The organism is Pseudomonas sp. 3B-A001-10F (assembly GCF_056313565.1).
The window spans coordinates 250,619-271,215 of sequence record NZ_JBQYFW010000004.1; the positions used below are offsets into that span (position 1 = coordinate 250,619).

The following is a 20,597-nucleotide window of genomic DNA, read 5'->3' on the forward strand; positions in this document are numbered from 1 at the left end:
AACTGCCGAACCAGCGCCGCGACCGTCGGTCAGACCGTCTAGGCTCAGACAATTCCCGCTCGCTCGAGGTCCTATTGATGACTCAAGAACCACTAGTTCGCGAAGCAGAGGTGGCCGCATTCCGCGACGCCGTCCTGACCAAGCTCACCTACGCGGTGGGCAAAGACCCCGACCACGCCTTCGACCATGACTGGTTCGAAGCCATCGCTTTGGCGGCGCGTGATCATATGGTCGAGCACTGGATGGACCACACCCGGCAGATCTACCGCAAAGGTCAGAAACGGGTGTATTACCTCTCGCTGGAATTCCTCATCGGCCGCTTGCTCTACGACAGCCTGAGCAACCTCGGCCTGCTCGACGTCGCCCGTGAAGCGTTGACCGAACTCGGTGTCGATCTGGAACGCATCCGCTTGCTGGAACCCGATGCGGCGCTCGGTAACGGTGGCCTCGGTCGTCTGGCCGCGTGCTTCATGGAAAGCATGTCGACCCTCGGCATCGCCGGCCACGGTTATGGCATTCGGTATGAACACGGCTTGTTCCGCCAGGCCATCGTCGACGGCTGGCAGCAGGAACAGACCGAGCACTGGCTGGATTTCGGCAACCCGTGGGAGTTCGAGCGGCCAGAGGTCGTCTACTCCATCGGCTTCGGCGGCAGCGTCGAAACCGTCACCGACATCTCCGGCAAGTCCAAACAAGTCTGGTCGCCGGCAGAAACTGTCCGCGCGATCGCTTATGACACGCCGGTCGTTGGCTGGCGCGGGGCGAGCGTCAATACACTGCGCCTCTGGCGTGCGCGCGCCATGGAAGATTTGCACCTGGAGCGTTTTAACGCCGGTGACCACTTGGGCGCTGTCGCCGAAGTGGCCCGGGCCGAAAGTATCTCCCGCGTGCTCTACCCGGCGGACAGCACCGAAGCGGGGCAGGAGCTGCGCCTGCGTCAGGAATACTTCTTTGTCGCCGCTTCGCTTCAGGATCTGCTGCGCCGTCATCGCAACATGCACACCTCGGTGCTGACCCTGGGTGATCACGCGGCGATTCAGCTCAATGACACGCACCCCTCGATTGCTGTCGCCGAATTGATGCGCCAACTGGTCGACGTCTACGACGTGGCTTGGGATGCGGCGTGGCAAGTCACCGTCGACACGCTGTCGTATACCAACCACACGTTGCTGCCGGAAGCGCTGGAAACCTGGCCGGTGGGCTTGATGGAACGCATGCTGCCGCGACATATGCAGATCATTTATCTGATCAATGCTCAGCACATCGACTCGCTGCGCGCCAAAGGCATTCACGATTTCGACGTGCTGCGCGCGGTGTCGCTGATCGAAGAAGACAACGGTCGCCGTGTGCGCATGGGTAACCTCGCGTTCCTCGGTTCGCACAGCGTCAACGGCGTGTCCGGACTGCATACGCAACTGATGCGCAAAACCGTGTTTGCCGAACTGCACAAGCTCTATCCGGAGCGGATCAACAACAAAACCAACGGCATTACCTTCCGCCGTTGGCTGTTCCAGGCCAACTCTGAACTGACCTCGATGCTGGTCGACTCGCTGGGTCCCGAGGTGCTGGATAACCCCGAAGAGCGCCTGCTCGATCTCGAACCGTTCGCCGAGAAAACCGCATTCCGCAAAGCCTTTGCCGAACAACGGCTGCACAGCAAGAAAGCCCTGGCGTATCTGATTCATGAACGGCTAGGCATCGCGGTCAATCCGGCGGCGATGTTCGATGTGCAGGTCAAACGCATCCACGAATACAAACGTCAGTTGCTCAACCTGTTGCACACCGTGGCGCTGTATCAGGCGATTCGCGCCGAGCCGGAAGTCGACTGGGTGCCACGAGTGAAGATCTTCGCCGGTAAAGCGGCGGCGAGTTATCACCAGGCCAAACTGATCATCAAACTGACCAACGACATCGCTCGGGTGGTGAACAACGACCCGACCGTGCGCGGCCTGCTGAAAGTGGTGTTCCTGCCCAACTACAACGTCAGCCTGGCGGAAAGTATTATTCCGGCGGCGGACTTGTCCGAGCAGATTTCCACTGCCGGCTTCGAAGCATCAGGCACCAGTAACATGAAGTTCGGCCTCAACGGCGCGCTGACCATTGGCACACTGGACGGCGCCAACGTGGAAATGTGCGAACGCATCGGGGCCGAGCACATGTTTATCTTCGGTCTCAGCGCGCAGCAGGTGGAAGCGCGTAAACAGAATCATGAGTTCAGCGCAGTGCCAGACATCGCTGCATCCCATCGCTTGAACGATGTGCTGCAAGCGATTCGCGGCGGGGTGTTCTCGCCGGACGACACTTCGCGCTACACCGGGCTGATCGATTCGCTGGTGGATTACGACCGCTTCCTGGTCTGCGCCGACTTCGACTCCTACTGGGAAGCGCAGAAACGCGTTGAGGCGCACTGGCACGACTCCAACAACTGGTGGCGTTCAGCAGTACTCAACACGGCGCGGATGGGCTGGTTCTCGTCTGACCGGACGATTCGCGAGTACGCCACGGATATCTGGAAAGCGTTGGAGTAACTTTCCGCAACAAATCTGCGCAAGGCCCAACGTTTGTTGGGCCGGATCGATATACTGAGCGCCGGTTACCGGTAGCTCCAGTCACCACCAATCCAATGTGGGAGCGAGCCTGCTCGCGAAGCGGTTGTCTTGTTAAACAGAAATGTTGGCTGACAAACCGCTTTCGCGAGCAGGCTCGCTCCCACAGGGTTTGTGCCTAGACTGAAGCAATCGCCGGACTCGCCCCGTCTTGGGGCTGCTTAGGGATATCGACCATGCAATGGATGTTCATGTTGATCGGGCTGGTGCTCGGCTGGCTGCTCGACGAGTCGTTCAGTGATGCGCTATTGGGCGCGTTGCTGGGACTGGCAATCGGGCAGACAATCCGCATCGCTCGGCTTGGCTCGCTGGCGCTGGAGCAGCAACGTCAACTTGAGCAGGCGAAGGTCGCTTTGCAGGGCGTCGAACAGCGCCTGTTTCTGCTCGAAGGTGCCCCGGTTCGTGCCACGCCGCCACCGGGTCCCGAACCTGTTGCTGAACCAGTCACAGTCGTAGAAGCAGCTCCAGCACCTGAACTGGTCTGGGAACTGCCGCCCGAACTCGAGCCGATTTCCGCCGTCGCCAGCGAAACCAGCCAACCGCTGCCCGCCGATGTCTGGCGCCTCGACGCCGTTACGTCCGAACCGCAAGAGCCTGCTGAACCCCGTGGCCCGAACCTCATCGAACGCGGCATCAGCGCCGCGCGTAACTGGCTGTTTGGTGGCAACACCGTACTGCGGGTCGGCGTGGTGTTGCTGTTCTTCGGTCTCGCATTCCTGCTGCGCTACGCCACCGAAGGCATGGTCGTGCCGATCGAGTTGCGTTACGCCGGTGTCGCGGCGGCCGCATTGGGCCTGCTCGCGCTGGGTTGGTGGCTGCGGCGGCGCAACAGCAATTACGCGCTAATGCTGCAAGGCACCGGGATCGCGGTGCTGTATTTGACGGTGTTTGCGGCGATGCGTCTGCACCCGTTGCTCGATCCGTCTGCTGCGTTGGGATTGCTGGTCGCGGTGACGGTGTTCTCGGCGATTCTGGCGATCACTCAAGATGCTTTAGGGCTTGCCGCAGCGGCGGCATTGGGCGGTTTCGCCGCGCCGATCCTGACCTCGACCGGCGCCGGCAACCACGTCGCGCTGTTCAGCTATTTCGCGCTACTCAATGCTGGCATTCTTGCCATCGCCTGGTTCAAGGCCTGGCGTCTACTCAACCTGATCGGCTTCGTCGGCACCTTTGGCATCGGCTTCGCCTGGGGCCTTCGTTCGTATGCGCCAGAACTGTTGTGGAGTACCGAGCCGTTCCTGATCCTGTTCTTCCTGATGTATCTCGCCATCGGCCTGCTATTCGCCCGCCGCAAGTTGCTCGACATGCCCGACGCACCTGCGGATGGCGATCGCGAAGCGTTGCTGCACTGGTCGGCGCGCAAGGGCGATTACGTCGACGGCACGATGCTCTTCGGACCGCCGATCATTGGCTTCGGATTGCAGTTTGCGTTGGTGCAGCATATGGAATTTGCCGCAGCGTTCAGTGCGCTGGCGCTAGGCATGATCTACATGGCACTGGCCAAGGTGTTGATGGGTGGCCGGGCGGTTCTGCTGGGCGAAACCTGTCTGGCGCTCGGAGTGATTTTTGCCAGTCTGGCGATCCCGCTGGGACTCGATGCGCGTTGGACCTCGGCGGCATGGGCAGTGGAAGGCGCGGGGATTTTCTGGCTCGGTCTGCGTCAGCATCGACCGTTCGCGCGGGCCTTTGCCTTGCTCCTGCAACTGGGTTCCGCGTTGGCGTTCCTCAGTCAGTTGCGTGCCGGCGAGAGCAGTCTGCTTGACGGTGCTCCGCTGGGTGCGCTGATGCTCGGCATTGCGTTGCTGTTCAGCTTCTATCAATTGCGCAAGGCCACGCCGGAACAGGCATCACCTTGGGAGCGTCAAGGCTTGCCGGTGTTGGCGTGTCTGGGCCTGACCTTCCTCTATCTGCTGGCGCCGCTGTTCTTCTTCGTTCAGGCCACGGCGATTAGTTGGGCGCTGGCCGGGTTGGCAACCCTGTTTGTCGGTCTGCGCATTCAATCGCGCACGTTCCTGTTCAGCGCGTTTGCCGTGCAGTTGCTCGGCGGTGCGTTATTCCTGTTGCGTCTGCAAGGCGCGGGCGAGGATTCGGCGGCGGTGTTCAGCGCCGGCTGGAGCGGATTGCTCAGCGCGTCGTTGATCGGGCTGGCGCTGATCGCCGGCATGCTGTTGGCGGCTCGCGATGAAATGGTGCGTGGCGATGTGCGTCTGCTGCGGGGTCTGTCGGTGGTGCTGCTGGCCGGTCTGGTGCTGATCAATCTGGCAGTGCTGTTTGTGCTGCCGTGGCAAACGGCGAGTGCGGTGTGGGCCGCGAGTGGTTTGCTGATCATCTGGCTGAGCCTGTACCTCAAGCAGCGCGTAAGTTTTGTCTTTGGTCTGCTGTTGCAGTTGATTGGTGGTGCGGCGTTTTTGCTGGCCGGCCCCGAGTTGCTTGGGCCACTGTCCAGCGAAGGCCTGAAACCGTTGGCCCATGGCGGATTCTGGACACCGCTGGTACTGGGCTTGGCTGCGATGATCGGTGCCTGGCGCCTGCAACTGGGCAATCACGCCTCGGCATTCGATGCGTTGAGTTTGCAGCGCTTGTCAGAAGTGTTGCTGCTGTGGGGTGCCGGTTGGTGGGCGTTGGCGTGGGTCAGCGAGGTGCTGCGTTTTGCTGCGCCGAATCTGCAAGGCCCGTTGTTGCTGCTGGTCGCCGCTTTGAGCGTGGCGCTGTGGACGCTGTTGTCGCTGCGCTTGAAATGGCCGGCGCTGGGTGTGCTTTGCACTTTGTTGATTCCGGCTGCGGCGCTGGTGCTGCTCTGGACCTGGCATTCGCGTTATCACCCGGCGGCCGACTTCGGTTGGCTGGCGTGGGCAGCAGTGTTCGCCGTGCATTTCTTCAGCTTGCGACGTTTGGCGCCGATGTTGCCGGCGCGCGCCTTGAGCGCGGCGCATGTGCTCGGCTGCTGGCTGCTGATTGGTGTTCTGGCGCTGGAGTTGCGCTACGGTCTGCTGCTGTTGTCCGAGCAATACAACGCCTGGCGTTGGCTGGGCTGGGCGATTCTGCCGAGCCTGTATCTGCTGCTGGCGGCGGCACCGCGCAGTTGGCCGTGGCCGGTGGCGGCATTCCCTCGCGAGTACCGTTTGTACGCCGCTGCGCCGTTGGCGGTGTTGATGCTCGCATGGTTCTGGCTGGCGAATGGTGTCAGCGATGGCAACGCCGAGCCGCTGCCATACGTGCCGCTGCTCAATCCATTGGAGCTGGGTTTGTTGTTCGCATTGTTCGGTGTTTACGTCTGGTCGCGCAGCGCGGTTTCGCAGCTGTCGATTCGCCAGGACTACGCCGATTACGCGACGCAACTGGTCGCCGGGGTTTCGCTGTTCGCCTTTTGCACCGCGTTGGTCACCCGCGCGGCGCACCATTGGGCCGGCATCCCGTTCGAGCTGGATACGTTGCTCGCCTCAATGCTGGTGCAGGCCGGGTTGTCGATCGTCTGGACGCTGATGGCGCTGGGGTTGATGATCGGCGGCCATCTGCGCCATCGCCGGGAAGTGTGGCTGATCGGCGCGGCGCTGATTGCGTTGGTGGTGGCCAAACTGATTTTTGTCGAATTGAGCAACCGTGGCGGTCTCGCCCGGATCGTCTCGTTTATCGGTGTCGGCGTGTTGCTGCTGGTGGTCGGCTATTTCGCGCCACTGCCGCCCAAACGCGTCGACGCTGAACCGGCGGCGGACAAACCGGCCCCGGACACCGAAGGAGTTTCATCTTGAGTCGCATGCGAAATCTGGGTTGGTTGGCGTTGGGCGTGGTGATGGCGGCCGGCGCTCAGGAAAAACCGGCGGACTTCGCCACGCAGGTGCCGCTGTCAGTCACTGGCAACGGTCCGTGGTACCGCCTCGAATTGCCGTTGAGCGTGCAATTGCAGGCACGCCAGACTGATCTCAGTGACTTGCGGGTGTTCAACGCCGCTGGCGAAGCGCAGGCCTACGCCTTGGCGCGCGAGTCCGCGCAGACCCGCGACGACGGCCGCTTGCATGAGGTGAAATGGTTCCCGCTGTACAACGCCGCCGACGCCAGCGAACGCGCGCCGAATGTGCGTGTGCAATCGACCACCAACGGCACGCTGGTCGAGGTGCAGCCGTCCAGTCAGTTGGAAGCGGGTGAAGAGGTGCTGCGTGGCTGGCTGCTGGATGCCAGCGCGATCAAGGCGCCGTTGCAACAGTTGATCCTCGACTGGACCAGTGAGCGCGACGGCTTCCAGCGCTTCAGCATTGAAGCCAGCGACGATCTGCAACACTGGCAAGCGTGGGGCGAGGGGCAGGTCGCGCGGCTGACCTTTTCCGATGAGCGCATCGAGCAGCACGAAGTGACGCTGCCGGGGCAGTCGGCGCGTTATGTGCGGTTGTTATGGGAGTCGCCGAACTCGGCGCCGATCCTGACGTCGGCGCAGCTGAAAAGCAGTGATCCGCGCAATGTGCCGCTGCCTTTGGTCTGGTCGCCGGCATTGGCCGGCAGCAGCTCCAAGGCCGGGGAGTACGCCTGGCAGTTGCCGATGGGGTTGAACATTGAGCGCGTGCAGGTTGAATTGAAACAGCCGAACAGCCTGGCGCCGGTGACGCTGGCCGGCCGTCGTGAAAGCAGCTTGCCGTGGCAAACGCTGAGCAGTGGCTTGCTGTACCGCCTGACCCAGAATGGCCAGGATGTGGTGCAGAACGAATTGCCGCTCTACGGGCAGACCGTGCAGCAGTTGAAACTGAGCGTGGATGAGCGCGGCGGTGGTTTGGGCGAGCAGGCGCCGAGTCTGAAATATGCGGTGCGGGCGACGCAGGTGGTTTTCCTCGCGCGGGGCGAGGGGCCGTTTAGTTTGGCGGTGGGCAATGCGACGGTGAAGACGGCGAACTTGCCGCTGGCGACGCTGATTCCGGATTTCAAACCGGAGAAGTTGGCGGGGTTGGGTAAGGCTGTGGTTCAGGGTGAGGTGGTTGTGACGCAGACTTCAACGGCGACTACGGCGGCGGTGGCTGAGACCAATTGGAAGAAGATCGGCTTGTGGGCGGTGTTGTTGTTGAGTGTGGTGTTTTTGGGGGCAATGGCGTTTAGTTTGTTGCGCAAGCCTCCAACCAATTCCTGAGAATGGCTGGCGCTGCGCGCCATTCGCTAGCAGGCTAGCTCCCACAGTGGATCTGCAGTGGACGCCAATTGTGTGTTCACTCAAATCCCCCTGTGGGAGCGAGCCTGCTCGCGAAAGCGGTATCTCAATCAATACATATCCCAAACCGATCGGCCTTCGTCGGATTTCGGACTACGCTAAATCCGCTACCTGAACTCTCCACCGACAATCACGTCTCATACAGGCAAATACACCCCAACGCACGTTACCGGGCGTCTTCGCTCGCTACGTTTTCAGACTCCCTGTAAACTGCGCGGGTTTTTAGCCCCCCATTCCACCGGAGCCGTCCATGTCCCGCGTTACCCTGAGTCGCTATTTGATTGAGCAGACCCGCAGCAATAACACTCCTGCCGATCTGCGTTTCCTGATCGAAGTGGTCGCGCGTGCTTGCAAAGAAATCAGCCACGCCGTGTCCAAAGGCGCCCTGGGTGGTGTTCTGGGCAGCATGGGCACTGAAAACGTCCAAGGCGAAGTGCAGAAGAAACTCGATGTGATCTCCAACGAGATCCTGCTCGAAGCCAACGAATGGGGCGGTCACCTGGCCGGCATGGCGTCCGAAGAAATGGACAACGCCTACCAGATCCCAGGCAAATACCCGAAAGGCGCGTACCTGCTGGTATTCGACCCACTGGACGGCTCGTCGAACATCGACATCAACGCCCCGGTCGGCACCATCTTCTCGGTACTGCGTTGCCCGAACGAATACCTGAGCCAGAACGAGCCGCTGAACGAAAAAGCCTTCCTGCAGCCAGGCACTCAGCAGGTTGCCGCCGGTTACGCGATCTACGGCCCGCAAACCATGCTGGTACTGACCCTGGGCGACGGCGTCAAAGGCTTCACCCTCGACCGCGAAATGGGCAGCTTCGTGCTGACCCACGAAGACATCACCATTCCTGAGTCGACCCAGGAATTTGCGATCAACATGTCCAACCAGCGTCACTGGGAAGCCCCGGTACAACGTTACGTTGGCGAGTTGCTGGCCGGTGAAGAAGGTCCGCTGAAAAAGAACTACAACATGCGTTGGGTCGCGGCGATGGTTGCCGACGTACACCGCATCCTGACCCGTGGCGGTCTGTTCATGTACCCGCGCGACAGCCGCGAGCCATCCAAACCAGGCAAACTGCGTCTGATGTACGAAGCCAACCCGATGTCGTTCCTGGTGGAACAAGCGGGCGGCGCGTCCACTGACGGTCACCAGCGCATCCTCGACATTCAGCCGGACGGTCTGCACCAGCGTGTAGCGGTGTTCCTCGGTTCGAAAGAAGAAGTCGCCCGCGCTACGGCCTACCACAAGGAATAAACCATGACCGCGCCCTGGCAGCCGTTGCTCGATTGGTGGTTCGGACAAGCCGAATCCCCGGACGAGATTGCGGCTGACAAGGGCAAGTTGTGGTTCGGTAAGCGAGACCGCCAAGACCTCGAAGCGCGTGAGCGTTTCGGGGTCTTTGTCGATCAGGCCCTGGCTGGCGAATTGACCGAGTGGACGCAACGTCCCGAAGGTTGGCTGGCGGCGGTGTTACTGCTCGACCAACTGCCGCGAATGATCTTTCGCGACTCTCCCAAAGCTTTCTCCGGCGATCTGCGTGCGCAGAAGCTCGTTGCGCAAGGCATTGCTGCGGATTTCGATCGGCAGTTGAAACCGATTCAGCGCGTATTCATTTATCTGGTGTTTGAGCACTGCGAGAATCTTGCGGTGCAGAACGAAGCGGTTTCCAGATTTATTGAGTTGGTGGCTGAACAGCCGGAAGGGGAGCGGTCGGTGTTTGCCGACAATCTGGATTATGCCGAGCGGCATCAAAAGGTGATTGCACGGTTTGGCCGGTTTCCGCATCGCAATGCGGTGTTGGGGCGGGAGTCTACGGCTGAGGAGTTGGTGTTTCTTTCTGAGCCTGGCTCTAGATTTTAAGAGCTTACCCTCACCCTAGCCCTCTCCCTGAGGGAGAGGGGACTGACCGAGGTGTCTGAGCTTGATACATCGACCTGAGATATCGAGTCGAACTCAAGTTTGAACAACATGAAGATTGGCTCCCTTTCCCCCTCGCCCCCTTGGGGGAGAGGGCTGGGGTGAGGGGGTAAAGCCCTTGATCTTCAGATCCTGAAACTACCCACCAATTGCTTCAACCGCGCCGCCTGCTGCTCAAGATCCGAGCACGCCCGCAACGTCGCCTGCAAGTTCTCCACACCTTCCTGATTCAGCGTGTTGATCTCGTTGATATCGACATTGATCGACTCAACCACCGCCGTCTGCTCTTCAGTCGCGGTAGCCACCGACTGGTTCATCCCGTCGATCTCTCCAATACGCTGAGTCACGCTACCCAATCGCTCACCGGCCTGGTTGGCGATGCCGACACTGCTTTCACTCTCACGCTGGCTCTCGGTCATGATGCTGACCGCCTGACGCGCGCCGACTTGCAGCTCTTCGATCATCTTTTGCACTTGCTGCGCCGAATCCTGGGTACGGTGCGCGAGGTTGCGCACTTCATCCGCCACCACGGCAAAACCACGACCCGCTTCACCGGCACGCGCCGCTTCAATCGCGGCGTTGAGCGCGAGCAGGTTGGTCTGCTGGGAAATGCTGGTGATCACTTCGAGAATCTGACCGATGTTCACCGTGTTGCTGTTCAGGGTTTCGATGTTGCCGCACGAATCGCTGATCTTCGCCGACAGCTGTTGCATGGCCTGGATGGTTTTATCCACAACCTGCTGACCGTCGACCGCGAGGCTGCGGGCATCGCTGGAGTGCTGCGAGGCGAGGGCGGCGTTCTGGGCGATTTCCTGCGCGGCGGCGCCGAGTTGGTTGATCGCGGCGGCGACGCTGTTGGTACGGCTGGACTGCTGATCGGAGTTGTACATCGACGAGTTCGACGCCGCGACTACGCGCAGGGCGACTTCGTTGACCTGGCCGGTGGCCGAAGACACTTCACGGATCGAGGTGTGAATGCGCTCGACGAAACGGTTGAACGAGGTGCCTAGCGCGCCGAACTCGTCGTTGCCGTGGATCACCAGACGTTTAGTCAGGTCGCCTTCACCTTCGGCGATGTCGTGCATCGCTCGGCCCATGGTCAGCAACGGTTGCATCAGCACGCGAATGAGCATGCCGAGCAGGGCGATGATGATCACCACGGCAATAACCATGGCGATCAGCGCCGAGGTGCGGAATTCGCTGAGCATTGCGAACGCGGTGTCTTTATCGAGTACCAGCGCCACGTACCAGTCGGCCGACGGCACGCCGTTGATGTTGGTGAAGGAGATCAGTTGGGTTTTGCCGTCGAGCTCGACTTCTTTCAGACCCGGGCTGACTTTCGGCGCACCATTGGGATAGGCCTCGGCAAGGGTCTTGAGTACCAGTTTGCTGTCCGGGTGGATCAGGATCTTGCCGTCGGCACTGACGATGAATGCGTGACCGTGGCCACCGAAGTTCAGCGAGTTGATGATCGCGCTGACGCTGGTCAGGTCGATGTCGGCACCGGCGACGCCGAGCATCTGGCCCTGGCGCTGAACAGGTGTTGCGACAGTGATCACCAGTTTGCCCGAGGACGCGGCGATGTACGGTTCGGTGACGATGGTTTGTTGTGCGCTGTTTGCCGCTTTGTACCAGCCACGTGCACGCGGATCGTAATCCGGCGCCCGATTGCCGGCCGGCACCGAGAACATCACGCCGTCAGCGCCGCCGAAATAGCTGAGCTGGAAATTGCCGGTGTAGGCGGGCAGGTCGATGATGCGTTTCAGGCTGGCGGGAGCGTTACCGTCGACGGCGACTTGCTGCGACAGCGATTGCAGCAATTGAATGCGGCTTTCCAGCCAGGTCTGGATGTTGCTGGTGGTCAGGCTGCCCAGCTCCTGCATCGAGGCTTCGGTGCTGCTGTTCAAGGCTTCGCGCTGTCGATAGTCGTTGAAGAAAATGAAACAGGCAAACGCAATGGCCACCACGAGGGCGGCAGCCAACAAGATCTTGTGGCTGAATTTCATGTTTCTGGTCATCGAATGAACTACCGCGAAGGGGCTGGTCAAGAAAGGGCGGCAATTTGCCACACTCTGGGGCTTTGCGCTGCTTTTATGTCGACCGCGTTGCGCCAAAGATTAGGCGTCTTTGGCGAAATGCGACGAAATGCTCAATAGCCCTACAAAGTGTCTGATTTATCGGCAAATGCCAGACGGGCGGCCTGATAAATAGCCGTTCGGCCACGGAACCAGATGAGGGTTTTCTCTTCTAAGCTTCTGGTTGGCACCATGCCATCCCCCCTCGTTCCAGGAGTTACACCATGTCGCTGCGATCTATCGCCCTTCTGACGTTTTGCGTGCTGTTGGCCGCATGCAGCAAGGTCAATCAGGAAAACTATTCGAAGCTCTCGGCCGGTATGGCCAAGGCCGAAGTCGAGACTCTGCTCGGCAAGCCCACCGATTGCTCGGGCGCGCTCGGCATGTCCAGTTGCACTTGGGGCGACAAGAACAGCTTTATCAGCGTGCAGTACGCCGGTGACAAAGTGCTGATGTTTTCCGGCCAAGGCCTGAAGTAAACCGGGGCTTCGCGCCCACGGAGAAGAAAAATGAAGCGGTTATTGCTGATCCTTTTTGCCGGCCTGGTACTGGCCGGCTGCGCCACTTCCGGCGTCGACCCGTTGGCGCCGAAAACCGTCAACAGCGTCAATCTCAAGCGTTATCAGGGCACCTGGTATGAACTGGCGCGCTTGCCGATGTATTTCCAGCGCAATTGCGCGCAGTCCGAAGCCCATTACACCCTCAAGCCGGACGGCAATGTCGCGGTGCTCAATCGCTGCCTGACTCCGGACTGGCAGTGGGAAGAGGCCAAGGGCACGGCTTATCCACAGGTGCCGGGCAAGACCGACAAGCTCTGGGTCGAATTCGATACCTGGTTCTCACGTCTGATTCCGGGTGTGGCGAAAGGTGAATACTGGGTGTTGTACGTCAGCGATGACTACAAGACCGCCATCGTCGGCGACCCGAGTCGCAAGTACATGTGGTTGCTGTCGCGCACACCGACCGTCAACGGGGTGGTCCGTGAAGAGCTGCTGAGCAAGGCGCGTCAGCAGGGTTATGACACCACGCGATTGATCTGGCGAGCGTCGGATCGGCAGATGGCCAAGACCTCGAATTAATCACCCATCCTGATCGCTCCCACGCTCCGCGTGGGAGTGTCTCAATGGACGCTCTGCGTCCGCTTGTGGGACGCAGAGCGTCCCGGGCTGCATTCCCACGCAGAGCGTGGGAACGATCAGCTGTCAGCCGAGGAGGTCGCGCAAAACCTGGGTGAAGGCGCGTGCACTGTCTTCTTCGCCAGCATGCCGGCCATCACGCACAACCCATTGGCCATTGACCAGCACATCGCGCACCTGATGATCGCCGCCGGCAAACAACCAGCGATTCAAAATCCCGTCGCCCGTGGCCGTCGCCAGATACGGATCGCTGCCGTCGAGCACAATCCAGTCCGCACGCTTGCCAACCTCCAGCGCGCCAATCGGCTGCCCCAACGCTTGCGCACCGCCATCCAGCGCCGCGTCATACAGCGTGCGCCCGACCATCGGTTGATCCGCGCCATACAAGCGATTGCGCCGCTGATCACGCAGGCGCTGGCCGTATTCCAGCCAACGCAATTCTTCGACCACGCTCAGTGACACATGGCTGTCGGAACCGATGCCCATGCGTCCGCCCTGCGCGAGGAAGTCCACCGCCGGGAAAATCCCATCGCCCAGATTAGCCTCCGTGGTCAGGCATAGCCCGGCGATGGCGCGACTCTTGGCCATCAGGGTGACTTCTTCCGGATTGGCGTGAGTCGCGTGGACCAGGCACCAGCGTTGATCGACTTGGGTATTTTCGTACAGCCATTGCAAAGGGCGACGACCGCTCCAGCTCAGGCAATCTTCGACTTCTTTTTGCTGCTCGGCGATGTGGATGTGCACCGGGCATTGCTTGTCGCTGGCCGCCAAAACTTCACTGATCTGTTGCGGCGTCACTGCGCGCAACGAGTGAAAGCAAAGGCCCAGCGATTGCGCCTTTTGCTGCGCCAGTAACGGCTGCAAACGCGATTGCAGATTCAGGTAATTTTCGGTGCTGTTGATGAAGCGGCGCTGGCCGTCATTCGGCGTCTGGCCGCCAAAACCAGAGTGGCTGTAGAGCACCGGCAACAGCGTCAGACCGATGCCGCTTTCACTCGCAGCCTGGCTGATGCGCAAGGCCAGTTCAGCCGGGTCGGCGTAAGGCTGACCATTGTTGTCGTGGTGCACGTAGTGAAATTCAGCGACGGAGGTATAACCGGCCTTGAGCATTTCGATGTACAACTGACGGGCAATCACGCCGAGTTGATCCGGGCTGATTTTTCCGACGAGCCGGTACATCAGATCGCGCCAGGTCCAGAAACTGTCATTCGGATTGCCGGCCACTTCGGCCAGTCCAGCCATCGCTCGCTGGAAGGCATGGGAGTGCAGATTCGGCATGCCCGGCAGTAACGGGCCGCTCAGCCGTTCGGCGCCATCTGCGGTGGAATCGGCCTGGATTTGGGTCAGCAGGCCATCGTCGCTGACCTCAAGACGTACATTGTTGGCCCATCCGTTAGGCAGCAGCGCGCGTTCGGCAAAGAAGGCGGACATGGTTCAGCACCCCATCGTGTGTTATTTGTATATACATATACAGACGTTTGCCTGCCCGGTAAACTCCGGCAAGCTAGCCACTTTCACCAATGAACAGGGATCAACCGTGCCGACTCCGCCTCCAGTCTCCCCGTTGGCCGCGAACATGGGCGACAGTCCGGCGCCCTTGTACGCCCGCGTCAAACAGATGATCACCCAGCAGATCGACAGCGGAAACTGGCCGCCGCACTACCGCGTGCCGTCCGAGAGCGAACTGGTCAATCAACTCGGTTTCAGCCGCATGACCATCAACCGCGCCCTGCGCGAGATGACTGCCGATGGCCTGTTGGTGCGCATGCAAGGCGTCGGCACCTTTGTCGCCGAACCGAAGAGCCAGTCTGCGCTGTTCGAAGTGCACAACATCGCCGACGAAATCGCCTCCCGTGGCCATCGCCATACCTGCCAGGTCATCACTCTTGAAGAAGAGGCTGCCGGTTCCGAGCGCGCGCTGGCGCTGGACATGCGTGAAGGGCAGAAGGTGTTCCACTCGCTGATCGTGCATTACGAAAATGATATTCCGGTGCAAATCGAAGACCGTTTCGTCAACGCACTGGTCGCGCCGGAATACCTCAAGCAGGATTTCACTCTGCAGACGCCTTACGCGTATCTCAATCAGGTAGCGCCGCTGACTGAGGGCGAGCACGTGGTTGAAGCGATTCTGGCCGAGCCCTCCGAGTGCAAGTTGCTGCAGATTGAAAAAGGCGAGCCGTGTTTGCTGATTCGTCGCCGCACGTGGTCGGGGCGCCAGCCGGTTACCGCGGCTCGACTGATTCATCCAGGTTCCCGTCATCGTCTGGAAGGACGCTTTCATAAATGACTCAAGTGAAGGTTTTACGCGCCGAAGGCTACCCGCGCATGCCGTGGAAAAACGGTGGCGGCAGCACTGAAGAAATCACCCGTGACGCGGGGGCCGGCCTGGACGGTTTTGGCTGGCGCCTGTCGATTGCCGACATCGCTGAGTCGGGTGGTTTTTCGACGTTCGCCGGTTACCAGCGGGTGATCACCGTGTTGCAGGGTGACGGCATGACCTTGTGCGTTGACGGCGACGATACGCGGCCGCTGTTACCGCTCGACCCGTTTGCTTTCAGTGGTGAGAGCCAGGTGTCGTGCACGCTGTTAGGCGGTGCGATTCGCGATTTCAACCTGATCTATGCGCCGCAGCGTTACAGCGCGCGGTTGCAGTGGCTGGACGGTGAGCAACGGCTCTTCAGTTCGGCGGGAACGGTGCTGGTGTTCAGTGTCAGTGAGCTGCTGCAAGTGCAGGTTGGTGACAGTGTTTCGCAGTTGGGGCGACATGACTGTCTGCAACTGGACGGCAACAGCGGGCTGGTCGAAGTTGCCGTTGATGCGGGTTGCTGTGTCATTGAGCTGACTGCCCGCTGATTGAAAAATCTTAAAAGATCGCAGCCTTCGGCAGCTCCTACAATGGGATTGATGTACGCCCTGTAGGAGCTGCCGAAGGCTGCGATCTTTTGCTTTTGGGGTGTTCCCAACCCACGCACCAACTTGTTACCGAACGCCCCAGCGTGGCGCAAAACCACGCTCACGTAACAAAGTCCCGTCGCCCTGAATCATCCCCACGAAAAATTTCATCCACGCCCGAACCCTTGATTCAGGCGCCCTCCAGCCGTGTCCAGGATTTTTCTTGAACACTCCTCCAACAAGTTGGCCGCTTGATTGCATATGCTTGTATGTACAAGTAAAGACGTATGCGTATGAGTTGTTCGAGACTCTCCGCAGCGTCCACTGATTCGCTTGTCGCGCATTGATGCACGCAGGCTGCTTGCCCACTGCCAGGGTTGGTTTGAATTGATCGCTGAGGAGTCTTTTTCGTGACTGACAATAAGCCTACAAAGTTTCGCAACGTTGAGATCCGCGCTGCCCGCGGCAACAAGCTGACCGCCAAGAGCTGGCTGACCGAAGCGCCGCTGCGCATGCTGATGAACAACCTCGACCCGGAAGTCGCCGAGAACCCCAAAGAGCTGGTGGTTTACGGTGGTATCGGTCGCGCTGCGCGTAACTGGGAGTGCTACGACAAGATCGTCGAAAGCCTGACCAATCTGAACGACGACGAGACTCTGCTGGTGCAATCCGGCAAGCCGGTCGGCGTATTCAAGACTCATAGCAATGCCCCGCGCGTCCTGATCGCCAACTCCAACCTGGTGCCACACTGGGCGAGCTGGGAACACTTCAATGAGCTCGACGCCAAAGGCCTGGCCATGTACGGCCAGATGACCGCGGGCAGCTGGATCTACATCGGCAGCCAGGGCATCGTTCAAGGCACCTACGAAACCTTCGTCGAAGCGGGTCGCCAGCACTACAACGACAACCTCACCGGCAAGTGGGTGTTGACCGCTGGCCTCGGTGGCATGGGCGGCGCGCAACCGCTGGCGGCAACCCTGGCCGGCGCTTGCTCGCTGAACATCGAATGCCAACAAGTCAGCATCGATTTCCGCCTGAAAAGCCGTTACGTCGACGAGCAGGCCAAAGACCTCGACGACGCTCTGGCGCGCATCGACAAATACACCAAAGAAGGTAAAGCGATTTCCATCGCCCTGCTGGGTAACGCCGCAGAAATCCTTCCGGAACTGGTCAAGCGCGGCGTACGCCCGGACATGGTCACCGACCAGACCAGCGCCCATGACCCGCTCAACGGTTACCTGCCGGCGGGCTGGACCTGGGACGAATACCGCGCCCGCGCCAAGACCGAACCGGCCGCTGTAATCAAAGCCGCCAAGCAGTCGATGGCGATTCACGTCAAAGCCATGCTGGAATTCCAGAAACAAGGCATCCCGACCTTCGACTACGGCAACAACATTCGCCAGATGGCGCAGGAAGAGGGCGTCGAAAACGCCTTCGACTTTCCGGGTTTCGTACCGGCCTACATCCGTCCGCTGTTCTGCCGTGGCATCGGCCCGTTCCGTTGGGCGGCGCTGTCGGGCGATCCACAAGACATCTACAAAACCGACGCCAAGGTCAAAGAGCTGATCCCCGACGACGCCCATCTGCACAACTGGCTGGACATGGCCCGCGAGCGCATCAGCTTCCAGGGGCTGCCGGCACGTATCTGCTGGGTTGGTTTGGGCCTGCGCGCCAAGCTCGGTCTGGCCTTCAACGAAATGGTCCGCAGCGGTGAGCTGTCGGCGCCGATCGTGATCGGTCGCGACCACCTCGACTCCGGCTCGGTCGCCAGCCCGAACCGTGAAACCGAATCGATGCAGGATGGTTCCGACGCTGTGTCCGACTGGCCACTGCTCAACGCATTGCTCAACACTGCGAGCGGCGCGACCTGGGTTTCCCTGCACCACGGCGGCGGCGTCGGCATGGGCTTCTCGCAGCACTCGGGCATGGTGATTGTTTGCGACGGTACGGACGAAGCGGCCGAGCGTATTGCGCGCGTACTGCACAACGACCCGGCCACCGGTGTCATGCGTCACGCCGATGCCGGTTACCAGATCGCCATCGACTGCGCCAAGGAACAGGGGCTGAACCTGCCGATGATTACTGGCGGCAAGTAACACGTTTTGGCTTTATGTGGGAGCGAGCTTGCTCGCGAAAGCAATCTGTCAGCCAGCACAGATGTTGAATGTGCTGGCCAATTCGCGAGCAAGCTCGCTCCCACAGAAAAGCAGCCCTACCGAAGCTCAGTGAACTATTAAAACAATCCACAGAGGTTGAATCATGGCTGTTAACACCGATCGTGCAAGCAACAAACCGTTGATCGAGAGGCGTTCGATCGACTACATCCCGGAAGCGGAAAGACACGGTCGTCTGTTTAGCCAGTTCACCCTGTGGATGGGTGCGAATCTGCAAATCACCGCGATTGTCACCGGGGCCCTGGCCGTGGTGCTGGGCGGTGATGTGTTCTGGTCGTTGATTGGTTTGTTGATCGGTCAATTGCTCGGCGGCGGGGTGATGGCGCTACACGCTGCGCAAGGGCCGAAGCTGGGTCTGCCACAGATGATTTCCAGCCGCGTGCAGTTTGGCGTTTACGGCGCGGCAATCCCGATTGTGCTGGTGTGCCTGATGTACCTGGGGTTCACCGCGACGGGCACTGTGCTTTCCGGTCAAGCGTTGGGCCAGTTGTTTAACGTCAGTGACAGCGTCGGCATCCTGATTTTTGCCAGCGTCATCGTGCTGGTGACGGTGCTCGGTTATCGGGTGATCCACTGGATCGGCCGTGTTGCCAGCGTGATTGGCGTGATCGCTTTCGTCTTCCTGTTCTGGCGCCTGATGAGCCAGACCGACGTCGGCGCACTTCTGCAAATTCGTCATTTCAGCTGGAGCAGCTTCCTGCTCGCGGTGTCGCTCGCGGCCTCCTGGCAGATCGCTTTCGGCCCCTACGTGGCTGACTATTCCCGTTACTTGCCGAGCAACACCTCGGCGGTAAAAACCTTCTTCGCCGCCGGTGCCGGTTCAGTGGTCGGCGCGCAAGTGGCGATGATCCTCGGCGTGTTCGCTGCGGCTTCGGCCAACGGCCAGTTCGCCGGTCATGAAGTTGCTTACATCGTCGGTCTGGGCGGCACCGGTGCCACCGCCGCGCTGCTGTACTTCAGCATCGCGTTTGGCAAGGTGACCATCTCGACGCTGAACTCCTACGGCAGCTTCATGTGCATCGCGACCATCATCAGTGGTTTCAAAGGCCACCTGACCGTTACGCGCATGCAGCGTCTGGTGTTCGTGCTGGTGATTGTCGGCGCAGCGACCCTGATTGCGCTGCTCGGTCAGCACTCGTTCCTCGGTGCGTTCAAGTCTTTCATCCTGTTCCTGCTCGCGTTCTTCACACCGTGGAGTGCGATCAACCTGGTCGACTACTACTGCATCACCCGCGAGCGTTATGACGTGCCGGCACTGGCCAATCCGAACGGTCGCTACGGTCGCTGGAACCTGCTCGGCATCAGCGTCTACGTGTTCGGCGTGCTGGTGCAGCTGCCGTTCATCTCCACCAAGTTCTACACCGGCCCGCTGGTTGCGGCCCTCGGTGATGTGGACATTTCCTGGATCATCGGTCTGGTGCTGCCGGCTGCCGTCTACTACGTGTGTGCAAAAAAATGGCACAGCGCGGTACCTGATCAACTGATTCTGCCGGTCGAGCAGAACAGCGTTTTACCACCTGAAAAAAGTGGGGCCGGGCGCGCTGCGGCGCAGGCCTGATTGGACGTGGACAGGGCTGGATGCCTCTTGACTGCCGTAAGCCAATTCATGATTAGGAGCGTCGAAACAATGAAATCGAACAAGACCCTGCTCACCACACTGCTGTCCATGGGCCTGCTGGCCAGTGCCGGTGCGACCCAAGCCGCTGGCTGGTGCGAATCGGGCAAACCGGTGAAGTTCGCCGGCCTGAACTGGGAAAGCGGCATGCTGCTGACCGACGTGCTGCAAGTGGTGCTGGAAAAAGGTTACGACTGCAAGACCGACAGCCTGCCGGGCAACTCCATCACCATGGAGAACGCCCTGAGCAGCAACGATATTCAAGTGTTCGCCGAAGAGTGGGTCGGCCGCAGCGAGGTCTGGAACAAGGCCGAGAAGGCCGGCAAGGTCGTCGGTGTCGGTGCGCCGATCGTCGGCGCCGTGGAAGGTTGGTATGTGCCGCGCTACGTGATCGAAGGCGACGCCAAACGCAAGCTGGAAGCCAAAGCCCCAGACCTGAAAAACATCGCCGATCTGGGCAAATACGCCGCCGTGTTCAAGGACGCCGAAGAGCCATCCAAGGGCCGTTTCTATAACTGCCCTGCCGGCTGGACCTGCGAGCTGGACAACAGCGAAATGCTCAAAAGCTACGGCCTCGAAAGCAGCTACACCAACTTCCGTCCGGGCACCGGCCCGGCGCTCGATGCGGCGGTGCTGTCGAGCTACAAGCGTGGCGAGCCGATCCTGTTCTACTACTGGTCGCCAACCCCGCTGATGGGCCAGATCGACGCGGTGAAACTGGAAGAAAAACCCGGCGTCGACAAGACCGTAAGCATCAAGGTCGGTCTGTCGAAAACCTTCCACGACGAGGCCCCGGAACTGGTCGCCGTGCTGGAAAAGGTCAACCTGCCGATCGACCTGCTGAACCAGAACCTGGGCCGCATGGCCAAGGAACGTATCGAGTCGCCAAAACTGGCGAAAATCTTCCTCAAGGAACATCCTGAGGTCTGGCATGCGTGGGTCAGTGCAGACGCAGCCAAGAAAATCGACGCGGCGCTGTAGGTCGAT

At 60.2% G+C, this 20,597-nt stretch carries 14 protein-coding genes and 1 pseudogene; 12 read left to right on the forward strand and 3 right to left on the reverse strand.

What is annotated here, in order from left to right; all coding sequences use genetic code 11:
- Positions 1-77: 77 nt before the first annotated feature.
- From AC0ZWN_RS06675 to AC0ZWN_RS06695, 5 genes are all read left to right on the forward strand, one after another.
- Positions 78-2,528, forward strand: a complete 2,451-nt coding sequence (locus AC0ZWN_RS06675) for a glycogen/starch/alpha-glucan phosphorylase (protein WP_476334480.1) — start codon at positions 78-80, stop codon at positions 2,526-2,528.
- Positions 2,529-2,782: 254 nt separating this feature from the next.
- Complete coding sequence (locus tag AC0ZWN_RS06680) at positions 2,783-6,355, forward strand: DUF2339 domain-containing protein (protein WP_476334481.1); 3,573 nt, start codon at positions 2,783-2,785, stop codon at positions 6,353-6,355.
- Positions 6,352-7,716, forward strand: a complete 1,365-nt coding sequence (locus AC0ZWN_RS06685; RefSeq protein WP_476334482.1) for a DUF3999 domain-containing protein — start codon at positions 6,352-6,354, stop codon at positions 7,714-7,716. Before AC0ZWN_RS06680 ends, AC0ZWN_RS06685 begins: the two co-directional genes overlap by 4 nt.
- A gap of 328 nt (positions 7,717-8,044) precedes the next feature.
- Entirely contained in the window at positions 8,045-9,055 is a 1,011-nt protein-coding gene (locus AC0ZWN_RS06690) for a class 1 fructose-bisphosphatase (protein WP_093430046.1), read from the forward strand.
- A 3-nt stretch (positions 9,056-9,058) separates the two neighbouring features.
- Complete coding sequence (locus AC0ZWN_RS06695; RefSeq protein WP_476334484.1) at positions 9,059-9,661, forward strand: DUF924 family protein; 603 nt, start codon at positions 9,059-9,061, stop codon at positions 9,659-9,661.
- Between the two features lie 182 nt (positions 9,662-9,843).
- On the opposite strand, the gene AC0ZWN_RS06700 is transcribed toward AC0ZWN_RS06695, so the two are convergent.
- Together AC0ZWN_RS06700 and AC0ZWN_RS06705 are read right to left on the reverse strand one after the other, a co-directional pair.
- The gene (locus AC0ZWN_RS06700) at positions 9,844-10,608 is read right to left on the reverse strand and encodes a methyl-accepting chemotaxis protein (RefSeq protein ID WP_371748298.1); all 765 of its coding nucleotides are present in this window, start codon (positions 10,606-10,608) and stop codon (positions 9,844-9,846) included.
- Positions 10,609-10,701: 93 nt separating this feature from the next.
- Positions 10,702-11,736 (reverse strand): annotated as a pseudogene (locus tag AC0ZWN_RS06705) (HAMP domain-containing protein); the annotation flags it as partial.
- A 281-nt stretch (positions 11,737-12,017) separates the two neighbouring features.
- Between AC0ZWN_RS06705 and AC0ZWN_RS06710 the strand changes: the two are divergent.
- On the forward strand, positions 12,018-12,272 hold the full coding sequence (locus tag AC0ZWN_RS06710; RefSeq protein WP_003220802.1) for a hypothetical protein: 255 nt from the start codon (positions 12,018-12,020) through the stop codon (positions 12,270-12,272).
- A gap of 30 nt (positions 12,273-12,302) precedes the next feature.
- On the forward strand, positions 12,303-12,872 hold the full coding sequence (locus tag AC0ZWN_RS06715; protein WP_093430049.1) for a lipocalin family protein: 570 nt from the start codon (positions 12,303-12,305) through the stop codon (positions 12,870-12,872).
- A 123-nt stretch (positions 12,873-12,995) separates the two neighbouring features.
- Here AC0ZWN_RS06715 and AC0ZWN_RS06720 read toward each other — a convergent pair whose 3' ends face one another.
- Positions 12,996-14,360: a formimidoylglutamate deiminase gene (locus tag AC0ZWN_RS06720; RefSeq protein ID WP_476334485.1), complete on the reverse strand. Its 1,365-nt coding sequence runs from the start codon at positions 14,358-14,360 to the stop codon at positions 12,996-12,998.
- Positions 14,361-14,505: 145 nt separating this feature from the next.
- Between AC0ZWN_RS06720 and hutC the strand changes: the two genes are divergently transcribed.
- From hutC to AC0ZWN_RS06745, 5 genes are all read left to right on the forward strand, one after another.
- Positions 14,506-15,216, forward strand: coding sequence for a histidine utilization repressor (gene hutC, locus AC0ZWN_RS06725; RefSeq protein WP_163013658.1), 711 nt, complete (start codon positions 14,506-14,508; stop codon positions 15,214-15,216).
- On the forward strand, positions 15,213-15,782 hold the full coding sequence (locus tag AC0ZWN_RS06730) for a HutD/Ves family protein (protein ID WP_099757758.1): 570 nt from the start codon (positions 15,213-15,215) through the stop codon (positions 15,780-15,782). Before hutC ends, AC0ZWN_RS06730 begins: the two co-directional genes overlap by 4 nt.
- Before the next feature lie 449 nt (positions 15,783-16,231).
- Positions 16,232-17,917 (forward strand): urocanate hydratase, encoded by a 1,686-nt coding sequence (gene hutU, locus AC0ZWN_RS06735; RefSeq protein ID WP_476334486.1) that lies wholly within the window; start codon positions 16,232-16,234, stop codon positions 17,915-17,917.
- 163 nt (positions 17,918-18,080) lie between these two features.
- A complete protein-coding gene (locus AC0ZWN_RS06740) occupies positions 18,081-19,553 on the forward strand; it encodes a purine-cytosine permease family protein (protein WP_476334487.1) in 1,473 nt (490 codons plus the stop codon).
- Positions 19,554-19,622: 69 nt separating this feature from the next.
- Positions 19,623-20,591 carry an ABC transporter substrate-binding protein gene (locus tag AC0ZWN_RS06745; RefSeq protein WP_093430054.1) on the forward strand — a complete coding sequence of 323 codons (969 nt, stop codon included), beginning with the start codon at positions 19,623-19,625 and terminating at the stop codon, positions 20,589-20,591.
- Positions 20,592-20,597 lie beyond the last annotated feature (6 nt).